The organism is Cytobacillus oceanisediminis 2691 (assembly GCF_007678455.1).
Classification (GTDB): domain Bacteria; phylum Bacillota; class Bacilli; order Bacillales; family Cytobacillaceae; genus Mesobacillus; species Mesobacillus oceanisediminis_A.
On the sequence record NZ_VEEP01000005.1, the window covers coordinates 311,901 to 328,488 of the forward strand.

General features: G+C 46.1%; 17 protein-coding genes and 1 other annotated feature. Of the genes, 15 read left to right on the plus strand and 2 right to left on the minus strand.

What is annotated here, in order from left to right:
• Position 1: 1 nt before the first annotated feature.
• From minD to pheA, 11 genes are all read left to right on the plus strand, one after another.
• Positions 2–805 carry a septum site-determining protein MinD gene (gene minD, locus FS736_RS12535; RefSeq protein WP_144477725.1) on the plus strand — a complete coding sequence of 268 codons (804 nt, stop codon included), beginning with the start codon at positions 2–4 and terminating at the stop codon, positions 803–805.
• Between the two features lie 637 nt (positions 806–1,442).
• Positions 1,443–2,219 (plus strand): M23 family metallopeptidase, encoded by a 777-nt coding sequence (locus FS736_RS12540; RefSeq protein WP_144477727.1) that lies wholly within the window; start codon positions 1,443–1,445, stop codon positions 2,217–2,219.
• Complete coding sequence (locus tag FS736_RS12545; RefSeq protein WP_144477729.1) at positions 2,212–3,078, plus strand: M50 family metallopeptidase; 867 nt, start codon at positions 2,212–2,214, stop codon at positions 3,076–3,078. The genes FS736_RS12540 and FS736_RS12545 overlap by 8 nt, the downstream gene beginning before the upstream one ends.
• Before the next feature lie 64 nt (positions 3,079–3,142).
• Positions 3,143–4,615 carry an Rne/Rng family ribonuclease gene (locus tag FS736_RS12550; RefSeq protein ID WP_144477731.1) on the plus strand — a complete coding sequence of 491 codons (1,473 nt, stop codon included), beginning with the start codon at positions 3,143–3,145 and terminating at the stop codon, positions 4,613–4,615.
• Between the two features lie 70 nt (positions 4,616–4,685).
• Positions 4,686–4,765, plus strand: a sequence feature (ribosomal protein L21 leader region).
• A 15-nt stretch (positions 4,766–4,780) separates the two neighbouring features.
• Positions 4,781–5,089, plus strand: coding sequence for a 50S ribosomal protein L21 (gene rplU / locus FS736_RS12555; protein WP_144477733.1), 309 nt, complete (start codon positions 4,781–4,783; stop codon positions 5,087–5,089).
• A 16-nt stretch (positions 5,090–5,105) separates the two neighbouring features.
• Complete coding sequence (locus tag FS736_RS12560) at positions 5,106–5,438, plus strand: ribosomal-processing cysteine protease Prp (protein ID WP_144477735.1); 333 nt, start codon at positions 5,106–5,108, stop codon at positions 5,436–5,438.
• Positions 5,439–5,450: 12 nt separating this feature from the next.
• Entirely contained in the window at positions 5,451–5,741 is a 291-nt protein-coding gene (gene rpmA / locus FS736_RS12565; protein ID WP_079509900.1) for a 50S ribosomal protein L27, read from the plus strand.
• Between the two features lie 168 nt (positions 5,742–5,909).
• Entirely contained in the window at positions 5,910–6,449 is a 540-nt protein-coding gene (locus FS736_RS12570; RefSeq protein WP_144477737.1) for a Spo0B C-terminal domain-containing protein, read from the plus strand.
• A gap of 49 nt (positions 6,450–6,498) precedes the next feature.
• Positions 6,499–7,791 (plus strand): GTPase ObgE, encoded by a 1,293-nt coding sequence (gene obgE / locus FS736_RS12575; protein WP_144477739.1) that lies wholly within the window; start codon positions 6,499–6,501, stop codon positions 7,789–7,791.
• An 89-nt stretch (positions 7,792–7,880) separates the two neighbouring features.
• Positions 7,881–8,333, plus strand: a complete 453-nt coding sequence (locus tag FS736_RS12580; RefSeq protein WP_144477741.1) for an ACT domain-containing protein — start codon at positions 7,881–7,883, stop codon at positions 8,331–8,333.
• 26 nt (positions 8,334–8,359) lie between these two features.
• The gene (pheA, locus tag FS736_RS12585; protein ID WP_144477812.1) at positions 8,360–9,205 is read left to right on the plus strand and encodes a prephenate dehydratase; all 846 of its coding nucleotides are present in this window, start codon (positions 8,360–8,362) and stop codon (positions 9,203–9,205) included.
• Positions 9,206–9,241: 36 nt separating this feature from the next.
• Here pheA and FS736_RS12590 read toward each other — a convergent pair whose 3' ends face one another.
• Both FS736_RS12590 and FS736_RS12595 read right to left on the minus strand, forming a co-directional pair.
• Positions 9,242–9,784: a transcription repressor NadR gene (locus FS736_RS12590; RefSeq protein ID WP_144477743.1), complete on the minus strand. Its 543-nt coding sequence runs from the start codon at positions 9,782–9,784 to the stop codon at positions 9,242–9,244.
• A gap of 57 nt (positions 9,785–9,841) precedes the next feature.
• Complete coding sequence (locus FS736_RS12595; protein WP_144477745.1) at positions 9,842–10,981, minus strand: IscS subfamily cysteine desulfurase; 1,140 nt, start codon at positions 10,979–10,981, stop codon at positions 9,842–9,844.
• A 550-nt stretch (positions 10,982–11,531) separates the two neighbouring features.
• Between FS736_RS12595 and nadB the strand changes: the two genes are divergently transcribed.
• The 4 genes from nadB to safA all read left to right on the plus strand — a co-directional run.
• Complete coding sequence (gene nadB / locus FS736_RS12600) at positions 11,532–13,115, plus strand: L-aspartate oxidase (RefSeq protein WP_144477747.1); 1,584 nt, start codon at positions 11,532–11,534, stop codon at positions 13,113–13,115.
• Positions 13,084–13,965, plus strand: a complete 882-nt coding sequence (nadC, locus tag FS736_RS12605; protein ID WP_144477749.1) for a carboxylating nicotinate-nucleotide diphosphorylase — start codon at positions 13,084–13,086, stop codon at positions 13,963–13,965. Before nadB ends, nadC begins: the two co-directional genes overlap by 32 nt.
• A complete protein-coding gene (gene nadA / locus FS736_RS12610; RefSeq protein WP_144477751.1) occupies positions 13,937–15,043 on the plus strand; it encodes a quinolinate synthase NadA in 1,107 nt (368 codons plus the stop codon). The genes nadC and nadA overlap by 29 nt, the downstream gene beginning before the upstream one ends.
• A 166-nt stretch (positions 15,044–15,209) precedes the next feature.
• Positions 15,210–16,588: SafA/ExsA family spore coat assembly protein (gene safA / locus FS736_RS24325; RefSeq protein ID WP_186326770.1), on the plus strand; the 1,379-nt coding region annotated here is incomplete at its 3' end.

Here is a 16,588-nt window from a genome sequence, read left to right on the forward strand (position 1 = left end):
AGTGGGAGAAGCGATTGTAATTACATCCGGAAAAGGCGGGGTCGGCAAAACGACAACCTCTGCCAATATAGGTACAGCTTTGGCCCTTCAAGGCAAAAGAGTCTGTCTGATTGACACAGATATTGGGTTGCGCAACCTGGACGTTGTCATGGGACTTGAAAACCGCATCATTTATGATCTTGTCGATGTCATTGAGGGCAGATGTAAAATCCATCAGGCACTTGTAAAAGACAAGCGCTTCGATGATCACCTTTATTTGCTTCCAGCTGCACAGACAAGTGACAAAACAGCGGTCCAGCCTGAGCAAATGAGGAAATTGGTCAATGAACTTAAGCAAGATTATGATTATATCGTCATCGACTGCCCGGCTGGAATCGAGCAAGGCTATAAGAATGCTGTTGCCGGTGCAGACAAGGCAATCGTTGTCACTACACCTGAAGTTTCGGCTGTAAGGGACGCTGACAGGATCATCGGCCTGCTAGAAAAAGAAGAGAATGTTGAATCGCCGAAACTGGTCATCAACAGGATCCGCAGCCATATGATGAAAAATGGCGACATGCTTGATGTCGATGAAATCACCACACATTTATCCATCGATCTCATAGGGATCGTAGCGGATGATGATGAAGTCATCAAAGCATCCAATCACGGCGAACCAATCGCACTGAATCCAAACAGCAAAGCTTCCATCGCTTACAGGAACATTGCCCGAAGGATCCTCGGCGAATCCGTACCATTGCAACAGCTTGATACTGAAAGCAAAGGCGTATTTTCGAAGATCAAGAAATTCTTTGGTGTACGCTAAATATAAAGCACCTGCTTCCTCCCGGCTATCACGGGACAGTAGGTGCTTTTTACTTTTGTGGGGAGTAGTCCTCAGCTAGAACCAGTTCTCCCCCCGAAAAAGGACAAGTGGCCGGAATACGGTCGCAGCACAACCAATTCTCCGCCCGAAAAAAGACAAGTGGTGGAAATATGGTAGAAGCACAACCAATTCTCCGCCCGAAAAAAGACAAGTGGTGGAAATATGGTAGCAGCACAACCAGTTCTCCGCCTGAAAAAAGGAAAGTGGGAGGAATACGGTCGCAGCTCAACGAGTTCTCCGCCCGAAAAAAGGAAAGTGGGAGGAATACGGTCGCAGCTCAACGAGTTCTCCGCCCGAAAAAAGGCAAGTGGCCGGAATACGGTCGCAGCACAACCAGTACTCCGCCCAAAAGAGAGCAAGTGGCTGGATTACGGTAGCAACCATAATGGTTTCTATTGTGAAAAGTGTCAGAGTCAACCCACTTTTCTTACCCAAAGGGTCTCCAGCAGAAAAACTGTGAATTGATATTGGTTATTGAATTTTCTAAGCCTTCCACTCCCCCAAAAATGTCATACTCTTGTGGGACAGGTCATAAACTTGTACTAACATTGAGTACAAGGGGATTGGTGGGGATTGGATGAACTCGAGAGCTGACGATATACGAAGAAGGATGATGAAGCGGAAACGGGAGCGGGAGAGGATGGAGAAAACGAACCATAACCGTTTTTTCTCTACGGAGGAAGAACGGCATGGTTTTGACAGGCTCCCATCCTATGATATGGGGCCAGGGGAAGGGGGCCATCCGTTATTCAAGAAGGAAGTGTTTTTGTTCAAGGTGCTTGCATCTGCTTGCCTTGTTTTGATTGTGGCGATTATTTACCGGAGCCCTTCTGAAAAAGCTGTGTCGGTCCAGCAATACGTGAATCATACGATGGAGCAGGAGTTCCAGTTTGCTGCTGTTTCAGATTGGTATGAGGATCAATTTGGCAAGCCATTGGCACTTCTTCCGGCAAAAAATACTGACGAAGGTAGCGAGAATGAGGTTGCATCTGGCAGCCAATATGCGCTTCCTGCCTCTGGGAAGATTCTTGAGGATTTTGGCGACAATGGACAGAGGATCATGATTGAAATTGGCAAGGGTGCGGGTGTTGAGGCGATGAATGAAGGCCTTGTCCATTTTGTCGGCATGAAAGAGGGATTTGGTAAAACGGTGATTGTCCAACATGGGGACAAGAGTGAAACCTGGTATGGGAACCTGGACAAAATTGATGTGAATCTTTATGAGTACATTTCCAAAGGTGCGAAGGTGGGAACAGCGATGGACAGCGAAGACGGTCTTAAAGGTTCATTTTATTTCGCTATTAAAAAAGGGGATGATTTCGTCGATCCCGTCCAGGTGATCAAGTTTGAATAAAAACTTTGAATTATTGCGGAAAGTACAGATTCATCCTTTACTCTGGGTGGTCATCGCCCTTGCTGTTGCGACTGCGCATTTTATAGAGCTGATGATGGTGCTGCTGATAATTTTTGTTCATGAAATGGGACATGGTGCTGCAGCCTCTTTTTTTTCGTGGAGAATCAAGAAAATCGCCTTGCTGCCATTTGGCGGTGTCGCTGAGGTGGATGAGCATGGGAACAGGCCGCTAAAAGAAGAACTGGTTGTCGTGCTCGCAGGACCATTACAGCATGTCTGGATGTTGGGGCTTTCCTATTTGTTCTTCATCGCAGGGGTTTTCCCCGAAAAATGGCATACGTTGTTCATGGAGTATAATCTGATGATCCTGGTCTTCAACCTCATACCGATTTGGCCTTTGGACGGCGGGAAGCTGATGTTCATTCTGCTATCGATGAACACCTCTTTCCAGGAAGCCCATCTGCGTACCTTATATGGTTCAGTTGCAGCGCTGCTGATCTTTTCTGCTTCCCTGCTGTTCATCGCACCGCAGACGTTGAATGTCTGGGTCATCATAGGCTTCCTGGCATTTTCGCTGTATTTTGAATGGAAGCAGCGGCGCTTTACATTCATGCGCTTCTTGATCGAAAGACACTATGGCAAGCAAGTGGATTTGCGCGAGCTGAAACCCATCAATACCAGTGAGAATGAAATGGTCGGCCATGTGCTCGAAAGGTTCCAGCGCGGCTGCAAGCATCCGATCATCGTCAAGCAGCAGAATGGAAAGGAAATGGTGATTGACGAGAATGAATTGCTCCATGCTTTCTTCAGTGAAAAATTACTGACCGCCAAAATAGGAGATTTGCTTTACACCTATTAAAATAGGATAATGAATGCAGCGCAGACACCTTTTGCGCTGTATTTTTTGTGAGTAGGGAGAAACGATGGACCAGTTAATCATCAATGCAAATTTAAGAGAGAAGCGCTTCGCTTTGGTTAAAAATGGTGAAATTGAAAAAATATATATCGAGCAGCCGGGCCAGCAATCGCTGGTCGGAAATATTTATCTTGGTATTGTCGAAAAAGTGATTCCGGGAATGAATGCGGCGTTCGTCAACTTTGGCGAAGGAACAAGCGGATTTTTACAAAAAGACAAGCTATCTTCCTATGTTCTGTCAGACAAGGAAAACAAAGCGAATATCCCGCTTGGATCTTATGTCCATCAGGGCGAAAAGCTGCTAGTGCAGGTGGAAAAGGATGCGGCCGGGACCAAAGGAGCAAGACTGACAGGGGTCATCGAACTGCCGGGAGAGAATATTGTCTATATGCCGAGGGGCAAATACATAGCTGTTTCCAAAAAGGCAGATTCCAGTGAAACGAGAGCCAGATGGAAAGAATTTGCGAACCAGGTAAAAACGGATGAAGAAGGACTCATTTTCCGGACTGAAAGCCTGAACCAGCAAGAAGAAGTGATAATCAGGGAGCTCGATCAGCAGCGAAGCCTGTATGCTGAATTAGAAAAGTCTGCTTCAGGAATGAAAAAGCCAGGTCTTGTTTTTAGCCGGGATTATTTTTTTGAACAGGCATTGTCCGCACTGGCAGCTGTTAAAAATGGAACTGTCATCGTGGACTGTCTTGAATTCAAGAAGAAAATTGACCTCCATGTTCCAGAAGGGGTTGAGCTTGAATTTTATAATGGAAAAGAACCTGTTTTTTCTTTTTATAAAATCGAGCCGGAGATTGAGCGGCTGCTGAAGCGAGTCGTCTGGCTGGATAAAGGCGCCTACATGGTTATCGACCAGGGTGAGGCGCTGACGATGATTGATGTGAACACGGGGAAGTTTTCAGGAAAAACGGATTTGCGTGACACGGTCATAAAAACGAATATAAAGGCGGCAGTGGAAGCAGCACGACAGATCAGGCTCCGGGATCTGGCTGGCATCATTCTGATTGATTTCATCGATATGAAGAATAGCGGAGAGCGTGACAAGGTGTTGAAAGCCATTCAGAAAGAACTGATCCATGATGATCGCCGCAGCCGGATTGTCGGTTTTACTGAACTTGGCATCCTTCAGCTGACAAGGAAGAAGACAAAGCAGTCAGTGGCCGAGACACTGACGGAAAAATGCGGGACATGCGGAGGAACGGGGCAGGTGCTCAGCTCGGAAACAGTGGCTTACAAGCTTGAGCGTGAGCTGTGGGAATATAAAAATTCCGATTACGAAGAAATGCTTATTTCCGCTACTGATGAAGTGATTCGCCATTTTTCCGGTGAAGCTGATATCCATAAATTGAGGCTTGAAAAAGCGCTTGGTTATAAGATAAAATTCTCGGTGTCAGACGCGGCGAGACCTTTTTTTGAAATTCTTCAGGCTGGTGCTTCGACAGAACAGGATCGAACCAAAGCTGGCCATTAAAAGAACATGGATTATATGTTGACACTTTTGCTCGGCATATGATAGTATTTTAATGTTATTGTTTGTAGCACCCGTGCTACAACCGCTCACAACAGGTAATTAAGCTTTGCAATCTGCAAACGCCTGCTGATGGCGAGTCTGAGTCTAATGAGGAGGTGCACTGGAATGTACGCAATTATCGAAACTGGCGGCAAGCAAGTAAAGGTAGAAGAAGGACAAGCAATCTACATTGAAAAGCTAAACGCTGCTGAAGGCGAAACTGTAACTTTTGACAAGGTTCTTTTTGTTGGTGGCGAGAACGTTAAAGTTGGAAGCCCTGTAGTTGAAGGCGCAACTGTAACTGCTAAAGTTGAAAAGAATGGCCGTCAAAAGAAAATCATCGTTTTCAAGTACAAAGCGAAAAAGAACAATCGTAAGAAGCAAGGTCATCGTCAGCCTTACACTAAAGTAGTTATCGAAAAGATCAACGCTTAATTAAAGGCGGATTTCTATGATTCGTGCAACGATTAATCGTACAAAATCCGGACGCATCCAGTCGTTTACAATCAGCGGCCACGCTGGATATGCTGCCCATGGCAGCGACATTGTCTGTGCAGGTGTTTCCACCATCTCGATTGGGACAGTCAATTCCATCATTGGATTGACAGGTGTCACCCCAGACATTGAACAAGGTGCCGATGGTTTTCTCCGCTGTGAAATTCCCGACAATTTGCCGGAGGAGACACAGGAGAAAATCCAATTACTCCTTGAAAGCATGGTCATTACATTGCAATCGATGGAACAAGAGTACGGAAAGCACATAAAATTAACCTTCAAAAAGTAGGAGGTGGAACAAATGTTAAGATTAGATCTTCAATTCTTCGCTTCTAAGAAGGGTGTAGGTTCAACTAAGAACGGACGTGACTCTATCGCAAAGCGTCTAGGCGCTAAGCGTGCAGACGGTCAATTCGTAACTGGTGGTTCTATCCTTTACCGTCAGCGCGGAACTAAAATCTACCCAGGTGTAAACGTGGGTAAAGGTGGAGATGACACTCTATTCGCTAAGGTTGACGGCGTCGTTAAATTCGAACGTCTTGGCCGCGACCGCAAGCAAGTAAGTGTTTATCCAGCAGCTCAAGAAGCGTAAGCTAAAGAGAAGCCCTAACCACTTCGGTTAGGGTTTTCTTTCGTTTTATGGCTTAGTGCTCTATAAATAAAAAAGGATCCAACTAACTTAAATACATAATTAGCTTACGCAGAATGGCTTTTTTGTTATACTTACACCAAGCAAGTCTTATGAGTAGGGAGTATGTGTATGAAAAAAGAGTGGGATACAATCGAGGTTTTGCGCCATGAGCGCCATGATTGGATGAACAAGCTTCAATTAATTAAAGGGAATTTATCGCTGAATAAAGTGGACCGGGCTAAAGAGATCATTGAAGAAATCATCATGGAAGCCAGGCAGGATGCAAAGCTATCAAATTTACGTCTTCCCCAGTTTGCCTCTACATTGTTAACCTGCAATTGGGAGAGTAATCATTTCCAGCTGGAATACGAGGTTATGGACTCCCAAAACTTCCACAGATTAGATGACCAGCTTTTGACAGACTGGACTAAGCAGCTTTTTGAAACATTGAATTCTTCAATTGAACCATATCAGGAAAATCATCTCTCCGTTACAATTGAACCGCAGGAGAAAGGAATCGGGTTCTTTTTTGATTTTAGCGGAATAATAAAGGATAAAAATCGCTTAGAAAGCTTCCTTGACCAGAAGCCGGGAAACAAGATAAAAATCATTTCCGATGGCGTGGTTGAAGGAGAACTGACAATCGAAGTTTTCGTGGAAACACTCTAGGGAAACATAAAAAGCGAATAACAAATTTCAGACAGGTGGTAATGACATAATGTTTGTCGATCAGGTTAAGATTTATGTAAAAGGCGGCGACGGCGGCGATGGCATGGTCGCGTTCCGACGCGAAAAATATGTGCCGAAGGGCGGCCCGGCTGGCGGCGACGGCGGTAACGGCGCAAATGTAGTCTTCCAGGTGGAAGAAGGGCTGCGCACGCTGATGGACTTCAGGTACCAGCGCCATTTCAAGGCACCGCGCGGCGAGCACGGAATGTCCAAGAACCAGCATGGCAAAAACTCCAAGGATATGATTGTCAAGGTTCCTCCAGGGACAATCGTATCTGATGCTGAAACTGGCGCGATCATTGCTGACCTGGTGGAGCATGGCCAGCAGGCTGTCATCGCTAAAGGCGGACGCGGCGGACGTGGCAACTCACGTTTCGCTACACCTGCCAATCCGGCTCCTGAACTTTCCGAAAAAGGGGAGCCAGGCCAGGAACGCGAAATCATCATGGAATTAAAGCTGCTTGCTGACGTAGGGCTTGTAGGTTTTCCAAGTGTAGGGAAGTCGACATTATTATCCGTTGTGTCAGCAGCCAGGCCGAAGATCGCTGAATATCATTTCACGACGATCGCTCCAAACCTGGGCATGGTTGAAACAGAAGACGGAAGAAGCTTTGTTTTAGCTGATTTGCCAGGTCTTATAGAGGGAGCACACTCCGGTGTGGGCCTTGGACATCAATTTCTGCGTCATATCGAACGTACAAGGGTAATCATCCACGTAATTGATATGGCAGCGACTGAAGGCCGTGATCCTTACGAGGATTATCTGACAATCAATAATGAGTTGAAGGAATATAATTTAAGGCTGACGGAAAGACCGCAAGTCATCGTCGCCAATAAAATGGACATGCCAGATGCGGAAGAGAACCTTAAAGTGTTCAAGGAAAAAGTCGGGGATGAACATCCTGTTTTCCCAATTTCAGCTGTGACGAGGGAAGGCCTGCGTGAATTGTTATTCGCAGTAGCTGACCTGATTGAAAAGACGCCGGAGTTCCCTCTCATTGATGAAGAGGTATTGGAAAAAGACGAAAACCGCGTTATGTACAAGCATGAAAAAGCAGAACAGGAATTCCAGATTACCCGCGAACCGGATGGAACATTTGTTATCTCGGGTGACAGTATAGAAAGGCTGTTCAAGATGACTGATTTTTCAAGGGATGAATCTGTACAAAGGTTTGCCCGCCAGATGCGCGGCATGGGTATTGATGATGCTCTCCGTGAAAGAGGAGCAAAAGATGGAGATACGGTCAAGCTTCTGGAATATGAATTTGAATTCGTAGAGTAGGCCTCAGGTGGTGACAGGGAGTCGATTAGCCAAAAGGTTAATCGGCTTTCCTCTTTAAAGTAGGAAGCATTCTGATGGGGTGATTTGAGATGAAGGAAAATCAAGATAAAAAATTCTATCTCGTTCGGGAAGATGTCCTGCCGGAAGCAATGAAAAAAACGCTTGAGGCAAAGGAAATGATTGAACGGGGCAAAGCGGAGTCGGTCTGGGATGCAGTCCAGAGGGTCGACTTGAGCCGGAGTGCCTTTTACAAATACCGTGATACTGTTTTTCCGTTCCATACGGTTGTGAAAGAGCGGATCATTTCACTGTTTTTTCAGCTTGAAGACCGATCTGGCACACTATCGGAATTGCTGAGCACTGTTGCGGCTACTGGCTGCAATGTTTTGACCATCCATCAGACCATTCCTCTGCAGGGAAGGGCGAATGTGACGCTAAGCTTGAATATCACCGAAATGAGAGTCGAAATGGACGAGATGCTGACAAGGCTGAGAAAAATGGAATTTGTAGAAAAAGTTGAAGTGCTGGGAACAGGCGCTTAAAGATAACAGCAGGGGGAGGTATGGATTTGAAAGTAGGATATCTTGGACCAGAAGCGACGTTTACAGATTATGCAGCCAGGCAGTTGTTTCATGAAGCGGAGCGGATTCCGTTCGTCAGCATACCAGAATGCATGGATGCGGCCACAGAAGGGGAGATTGACGCAGCGATTGTCCCATTGGAAAATTCAATCGAAGGTTCTGTTAACTTAACAGTCGATTACCTTGTCCATGAAACAGATCTCCAGATTGTTGGTGAAGCGGTGGTGCCAATCAGGCAGCATTTGCTGGTACACCAGGACAATTTGGAAAACTGGAGAAATGCGGAGCTAATTTGCAGCCATCCGCACGCACTTGCACAGTGCCATAAGTTTTTACATAAAGAATTTAAAAAAGTACCGCACGAACATATGGCTTCAACAGCCGCAGCGGCCAAATTTGTCAAAGATCATCCGGAACGGAATATCGCGGCGATCGCAAACAGTCTTGCTGCACAAGAATATGAAGGACTGGCCATGGCTCAGCAAAATATCCATGATTATAGTTATAACCATACTGTCTTCGCAGTTCTCACAAAGCCGGAAAACAAGCTTCAACTCGACAAGGGCGAAGATTTCAAGACCAGCTTGATGATCACCCTGCCTTCAGATCAGGCAGGAGCATTGCATCAGGTCCTGTCGGCATTTTCATGGAGGAAGCTCAATCTTTCCAAAATTGAATCCCGCCCGATGAAAACCGGTCTCGGAAAATATTTTTTCATTATTGATATCAATTTTAAAATGGATGACGTCTTGATTCCAGGGGCCATAGCCGAACTGGAGGCACTGGGCTGCACCGTTAAAATGCTCGGAAGCTATTCCAGCCATAAAATATAAAAAGATCCATCAGCCACTGATGGATCTTTTGCATTTCTACTGTTCTAAATCAATAAGGAAATTTGCTTTTCTAAGCGTTTCTTCCGCTTCATCCAGTGCTTTTTCCGTCGGGGCTGAAATGCTGTGCAAGTGGATGCCGTCGGTCAATTCTGATAAATAGGAAGCATTGGTGGATTTTATTTTTTCCATGAACTGCTTCACTTCGTAACGGTTCGAGACCATGATGGAAGCGGTCAGGTCGCCATACACAGGATGCTCGATTTTCACGTCTTTTACCGTTACACCATGATCGACAAGGAGCAAAAGTTCTTCTTCAGTCCTTTCAGGGCCGTGTGAGCAGGCAATGATCCGTTCCGCCTCTGTTGGCCGGGAGGCGTGCATGTATAAATAACCCTGGCTTGTAGCGATGATAGGTTCATTTTTGGCTTTTAGCAGGGTGATATCACCGACAATGACTTGTCTGCTTACGTTCGTAATGGCTGCCAGCTCGCCGCCGGTAATCGGCTCACGGCTTTCCTGCAGGCGCTTCAGGATGAATTCCCGGCGTTCATCCCCAAGGATTTTCGTAGGTTCCTTCATAACCGATCTCTCCTTCGACTTCTTCATTCGTGAATTTTACCATAAATCAGCCTGAAGTTAAACGGCTGCGACCTTTCCAGAGATGACCGCCAGGAGTTTCCCAAGTTCGACCACATCATCGGCTGCAGTAGTCCGCCCGAATGAAATCCTGAAAAATTCCTTTGCTTCTTTGCCATTGATGCCCATTGCCGTCATGGTTCTGGCAGGGCTTAATAGTCCTGTGTGACAGGCTGTCCCGGTTGAAATCGCGAATCCCCTACGGTCACATTCCAGCAGGACAAATTGCCCCTCCACGCCTTTTATGGCCATTCCCACGATTCCTGGCAGCTGATCGTCCCCTTCTACGCCAAATAACTTATATGGGCTTTTTGATCCTGTAAGAAGATCAACAAGAATAGTCCTTAACTCTTTAAGTCGATCATTCTCTGTTTTGATCAGTGAGTGCGCTTTATGGGCAGCAGCGGTCATGGCGGCTATTCCCGGGACATTGACAGTGCCGGGCCTGAAGCCTTTTTCATGCACGGTACCATCAATATATGGCTTCCAGGCAAGCTTCGGATTGACATAGGCGACTCCAGTTCCTTTTGGTCCGTAAAACTTGTGGCCCGAAATAGACAGGGCATCCACCGAACGTGCAAGAGAGTCCATTGGTATCTTTCCAAAGGTTTGCACGCAATCTGTGTGGATCAGGATTCCATTGGTCCTGCAGTATTCAGCGATGTTTTTGACCGGCTGGAGGGTTCCGATTTCCGGGTTGCCATGCTGAATGGAAACGAGCACTGTTTCAGGCCGAACAGCTTTGATAAAGGTGTCAATCTTAATTCTTCCGTCCTCGTCCAATGGCAGGAATGTGATTTCCCAGCCTTCTCCCTCCAGCTTTTTCATCAAATTATAAACCGAGGAATGTTCAGCAGCACCGGTAATAATGTGGCGGCCGTTTTTTCTTTTTGCAGAGAGAAGCGCCATAATCCCAAGAAAATTCCCTTCAGACCCTCCGCTTGTAAAATAAATCCCTGCTTCTTCGACATCAAGCAACCTGGCAAATTCCTGTCTGCAGCTCTCAAGGAGATTAGCCGCTGCAGAGCCCGCTTCGTGAAGACTCTGGCTGTTTCCAAAGTACTCTGCCGATGCTTTGATAAAAATATCTGCAGCATCCCGGTCAAGCGGGCATGTAGCAGCATAATCGAAATATTTCATAGGTTCGCTCCTCCGATTTGTTTTAATGATCATTCCCAGGGTCTGTTTCCAGGAAAGTGAAACATGTGCCCCCAAAAAAAAATCCCCGGCATTTCGGTCACAAAAAGCCGGAACATGTGCCCGAAAAGGAAAAATCCCCGGCATTTCGGTAACAAGAAGCCGGAACATGTGCCCGAAAAAGAGAAATCCCCGGCATTATGGTCACAAGAAGCTGGAACATGTGCCCGAAAAAGAAAAATACCAGGCATTTCGGTCACAAGAAGCCGGAACATGTGCCCGAAAAAGAGAAATCCCCGGCATTATGGTCACAAGAAGCTGGAACATGTGCCCGAAAAAGAAAAATCCTCGGCATTACGGTCACAAGAAGCTGGAACATGTGCCCGAAAAAGCGGTATCCTCAGCTATACGGTCACAAGCTGATAACACGTGAACTGCTTTGCCCCTTTTGCTTTCCTGTATTAGTTTCAAAGAATAAAAGTTCTTGTCAATAGTGTAAAACTGTGTAAATATAGATGTCAAGACACCTGTTAATCCAGGAGGCTATCAATCTATGAAACAATATGATGTGATTATTATTGGCAGCGGCATTGCCGCACTGCAATTGGCCAATAAGTTAACGAAGGATTTAAATGTGATGATTCTCACAAAAGAAAATCTGACAAAAGGAAATTCCTATCTTGCACAAGGCGGGGTGGCCGCAGCCGTTGCTCCGGGGGACGATCCTTACTTACATTATCTCGACACAATGGAAGCGGGAGCGCACCACAATAATGCCAAAGCTGTATTGGAAATGACGAAAAAGGCTCCTGAGCTGATCAATGGTTTATGGCAGTCAGGTTGCCGTTTTGATGAAGATGAAAATGGTAATCTGCTTTTGGGAATGGAAGGAGCACACAGTGAAAAGAGGATTGTCCACAGCGGGGGTGACGAGACAGGCAGGCATATGGTCGAGTTTCTGATTTCTGATCTGGCCTCCAATATAACCGTTGAACAATCGACTTTTGTTTATGACCTTATTTTAAATCAGGAAAAATCAAGATGTATCGGGGTGAAGGCGAAGCTGCCAGATGGATCAAATGAGATTTACCTTGCTCCACATGTGGTGCTGGCAACGGGCGGTTGTGGCCAGATTTTCTCTTTTACTTCCAATGCAGAAACGGCAAGCGGTGATGGAATTGCCCTTGCCTATAGAGCAGGGGTTGAATTGGCGGATATGGAGTTTGTCCAGTTCCACCCGACACTGTTATATGTGGATGGAAAGACGAGGGGGCTTATTTCGGAAGCAGTCAGGGGCGAAGGTGCGCTGCTGGTCACTGAAGATGGCAAACAAATCATGGCAGGCATTCATCCTTTAAAGGACCTGGCACCGAGGCATATTGTTTCGCAAACAATCTATGATTATTCTCGAAGAGGAATTCAAATTTATTTGGATATATCCTACATTGAGGATTTCAGCTCGAGGTTTCCAACGATCAGCAAGCTATGCACTCAGCATGGGATAGACATGGAAAAAGGTCTGATTCCTGTCGTTCCCGGCAGTCATTTTATCATGGGAGGAATTAAGACAGATTTGCAGGGACGAACAAGCATCCCAGGATTGTATGCAATCGGTGAGGCAGCGTGTACCGGCATCCACGGGGCGAATAGACTGGCAAGCAATTCTCTATTGGAAGGAATGTTTGTCGGCGGCAATCTCGCTGATTGGATCAACAGCCAACGGGCTGACAAGGAGACTGGCAACAATCTGCCTGTTCATGTAAAAACCTTTTTCGTTGGTAAACTGCCGGTTCCTGACATGCTAAAACAAACCATGATGGACAGAGCCGGGATTGTAAGGACTAAGGAACAGCTCACCCTTCAGGCTGAATGGCTTGCTCAATTTAATCACGATAAGTGGCTGGACGCTGACCTGGACCACTTATCGCCAGCACAATTAACCAGCCTGTTTATGTATATTACCGCCACCTTGGTCACCCAGTCTGCATTGGAGCGGACAGAGAGCAGGGGCGGTCATTATCGTGAAGATTTTCCATATGAAGATAATGCCAATTGGATGAAAAAACAAATCATCCATCAGCGAAAAAACCGAAAGGATGGTAAGCATGAATTCAATCAAACTGCGCTTGCTACTTGAACAATTTTTCATTGAAGATATCGGCGAGCGTGACGTCACCAGTGAATTGATTTTCGGAAATGAAAGTAAGGGAATCCTGGTGTTCATTGCGAAGGATGAAGGGGTTTTCTGCGGAGAGCAGATTATCGATCTTGGTTTCAGGCTGATGGATGAGAACAGCCAGGTTACCATGAAGGTAAAGGATGGCGAAAAGGTTGGCAAAGGTCAGGAACTGGCGTTGATTACCGGCAAGGTTTCCGCACTATTAAAAGCGGAAAGAGTCGTTTTGAACCTCGTGCAGCGAATGAGCGGAATAGCCACAAAAACAAACGAAGCTGTAAAAGCATTGGACAGCACGAAGACAAGGATTTGTGATACACGAAAAACAACCCCCGGCCTGCGGATGCTTGAAAAATATGCAGTTCGATGCGGTGGCGGGTTCAATCATCGTTACGGCTTGTATGACGCGGTTATGATCAAGGACAACCATATCTCTTTTGCGGGCTCGATCAGCAAGGCAGTGGAAGCAGTCAGGTCAAACCTTGGACATATGGTGAAAGTAGAGGTGGAAATCGAAACAAAGGAGCAGCTGCTTGAAGCGATTGAAGCGAAAGCAGATTGCATCATGTTCGATAACCGCACGCCGGAACAAATTGAAGAATGGATTGGCTATGTACCGGAAGGAATAGCAACCGAGGCCTCCGGCGGCATCACGCTCGATACACTGCATAGCTACAGGAGTTGCGGAGTTGATTATATATCACTGGGATTCCTCACGCACTCTGTAAAATCATTGGATATTAGCGCAAAGGTCATGGCTGAAACGAAAGGGGATGTACAATATGAATATATTGGAGGCGCTCGAAGCTAAATCAAAAATGCTCCCTGAGAAATACCGGAACATGTCGGTTCAGGAGCTTGAGGGCATGATTAAGGACATTAAGGGGAAAATGGGCAAAAAGCTGTTCATACCTGGTCATCATTATCAAAAAGATGAAGTCATCAAATTTGCCGATGCGACAGGCGATTCACTGAAACTTGCCCAGCTGTCTGCCGATAACAGGGAAGCGGAGCATATTGTTTTTTGCGGAGTTCATTTCATGGCCGAGACGGCTGACATTTTAACCACTGAAAATCAGAAGGTCTACCTGCCGGATATGAGAGCCGGATGTTCAATGGCAGATATGGCTGATATTTACCAGACAGAACGCGCCTGGGATTACCTGCAGGTGCTGTTTGGAGATACGATTTTGCCATTGACCTATGTCAATTCTACTGCAGCAATTAAATCATTTGTCGGCGCTAATGGCGGAGCTACCGTTACATCCTCAAACGCCGAGAAGATGGTTCGCTGGGCTTTTTCAAAAAAAGAGCGTCTGCTTTTCCTTCCAGATCAGCACTTGGGCCGGAATACGGCTTTTAACATTGGAATTGGGCTTGATGAAATGGCCGTTTACAATCCGATTGAAAATATTCTTGAGTATGATGGCCCTCTTGAAAAGGTAAAAGTGATTCTTTGGAAAGGACATTGTTCGGTACATGAAAATTTCACGGTGGAAAATATCGCGGATGTTCGGGCAACATATCCTGATATGAAAGTCATTGTCCATCCAGAATGCCGTCATGAGGTAGTGGCATTGTCAGACATGGCAGGATCAACGAATTATATTATTGAGGCAATTGAAGCGTCGCTTGCAGGCTCATCGTGGGCGATTGGTACCGAAATGAATCTGGTAAACCGGCTGATTTCCCAGCATCCAGATAAAAAAATCATTTCATTGAATCCTCATATGTGTCCGTGCTTGACGATGAACAGGATTGACCTCCAGCACCTTGCCTGGAGTCTGGAATCGGCTATCCAGGGTCAGGAAATCAACCTCATAAAAGTCGATGAAGAAACAGCATTCAACGCAAAGCTTGCCCTGAATCGCATGCTTGTGCAATCATAATTGAAGTCCTTCCCATATCGGGAAGGATTTTTTTTATGGGAAAAGCTTAATCTTACGGCGAAAAACATATTTATTTACATAGAAGCATAAGTTTTTTTGAAGATTGTTAGCAATTTGCCCACACCAACATAGAATATATGGACTTATGCCATAGGAGGGAATCAGAGTGAAAATCCATATCGTACAGAAAGGGGATACTCTTTGGAAGATCGCCAAAAAGTACGGCGTGAACTTTGAAGAGCTGAAACAGATGAACGCCCAGCTCAGCAACCCTGATATGATTATGCCCGGTATGAAAATAAAAGTTCCAACTGGTGGAGGCACAATAAAGAAAGAAGCTCCCATCGCAGGTGGAACGCCTCAAGCAAAAATCAATATGGGTGGCAAAAAGGAAATGCCGATTGCCAAAGAGAAACCAATGCCAATTCCAGAAGTAAAGAAAGAAGCACCAAAAGAGGCTCCTGTTAAGGAACAGCCGAAGGTGGAAATGCCTAAACCTGCTCCAAAGGAAGAGCCAGTTAAACCATATAAACCTAAAATGCCTGTACAAATCAAGCCGGAAATTGATATTAACAATTACTATATGATGAATATGGCTAATATGCAGCTCCCGCCACAGCCAAAACCACAGCCAAAACCACAGCCAAAGCCACTGCCAAAAGCCCAGCCAAAAGCGGAGCCGCAGCTCCCGCCAAAACCAACTAACATTTTCCCGGAAGTTAAACCAGAGGCTAAGCAAATCAAACCACAGGTAAAATCGGAACTTAAGCCCCTGCCTCCAAAAGCAGAGGTAAAGCCAAATGTAAAATCAGAAATTAAACCAGATATAAAAATTGAAAAGAATGCTTACATGGATGAATCACCATCAATGATGCCATTCGTTCAAGGAGGTTACCAGCAGCCTATGATCCCATACCCATATAATTGTTATCCAGGTGCACCTTCAATGTCAGGTCCTGCTTATGGTTATCCAGGAACCCAACAAATGCCATACCCTCAGGTGCAGGGAATTTCCCAGTATCCAGATATGATGCCTAACATGGCATTGCCGGCAGAGGACATGGAATCCTCATCTTTCGCAAATATGCAGAGCCCGGTAATGGGTGAAAACATGCCACATTATGCTCCACCGCAGATGACTGGACCGACTTTTTATGGGGTGCCTATTTCACCTGTTATGCCTGGCCCAGGCTACATCCCTCAGCCGCAACAAATGCCATATATGCCGCAGGTCGGCGGAATGATGGATAATCAGCCAATGCCACAAGTAGGCGGCATGATGGAGGATGAATCATCTGAAATGCCAATGATGCCTCAGATGCCGCAAGTCGGCGGGATGATGCAGGGTCAGATGCCGATGATGCCGCAGGTCGGTGGAATGATGGAAAACCAAATGCCGCAGGTCGGCGGGATGATGCAGGGTCAGATGCCGATGATGCCGCAGGTCGGTGGAATGATGGAAAACCAAATGCCGCAAGTCGGCGGGATGATGCAGGGTCAGATGCCGATGATGCCGCAGGTCGGTGGAATGATGGAAAACCAAAT

What these genes read in the sequence shown, in the direction of transcription:
- FS736_RS12540 (WP_144477727.1), top strand. Translation starts at nt 1,443, where the DNA reads ATGAACTCGAGAGCTGACGATATACGAAGAAGGATGATGAAGCGGAAA.
- FS736_RS12550 (WP_144477731.1), top strand. Translation starts at nt 3,143, where the DNA reads ATGGACCAGTTAATCATCAATGCAAATTTAAGAGAGAAGCGCTTCGCT.
- rplU (WP_144477733.1), top strand. Translation starts at nt 4,781, where the DNA reads ATGTACGCAATTATCGAAACTGGCGGCAAGCAAGTAAAGGTAGAAGAA.
- FS736_RS12560 (WP_144477735.1), top strand. Translation starts at nt 5,106, where the DNA reads ATGATTCGTGCAACGATTAATCGTACAAAATCCGGACGCATCCAGTCG.
- rpmA (WP_079509900.1), top strand. Translation starts at nt 5,451, where the DNA reads ATGTTAAGATTAGATCTTCAATTCTTCGCTTCTAAGAAGGGTGTAGGT.
- FS736_RS12570 (WP_144477737.1), top strand. Translation starts at nt 5,910, where the DNA reads ATGAAAAAAGAGTGGGATACAATCGAGGTTTTGCGCCATGAGCGCCAT.
- obgE (WP_144477739.1), top strand. Translation starts at nt 6,499, where the DNA reads ATGTTTGTCGATCAGGTTAAGATTTATGTAAAAGGCGGCGACGGCGGC.
- FS736_RS12580 (WP_144477741.1), top strand. Translation starts at nt 7,881, where the DNA reads ATGAAGGAAAATCAAGATAAAAAATTCTATCTCGTTCGGGAAGATGTC.
- FS736_RS12590 (WP_144477743.1), bottom strand. Translation starts at nt 9,784, where the DNA reads ATGAAGGAACCTACGAAAATCCTTGGGGATGAACGCCGGGAATTCATC.
- FS736_RS12595 (WP_144477745.1), bottom strand. Translation starts at nt 10,981, where the DNA reads ATGAAATATTTCGATTATGCTGCTACATGCCCGCTTGACCGGGATGCT.
- nadB (WP_144477747.1), top strand. Translation starts at nt 11,532, where the DNA reads ATGAAACAATATGATGTGATTATTATTGGCAGCGGCATTGCCGCACTG.
- nadC (WP_144477749.1), top strand. Translation starts at nt 13,084, where the DNA reads ATGAATTCAATCAAACTGCGCTTGCTACTTGAACAATTTTTCATTGAA.
- nadA (WP_144477751.1), top strand. Translation starts at nt 13,937, where the DNA reads ATGAATATATTGGAGGCGCTCGAAGCTAAATCAAAAATGCTCCCTGAG.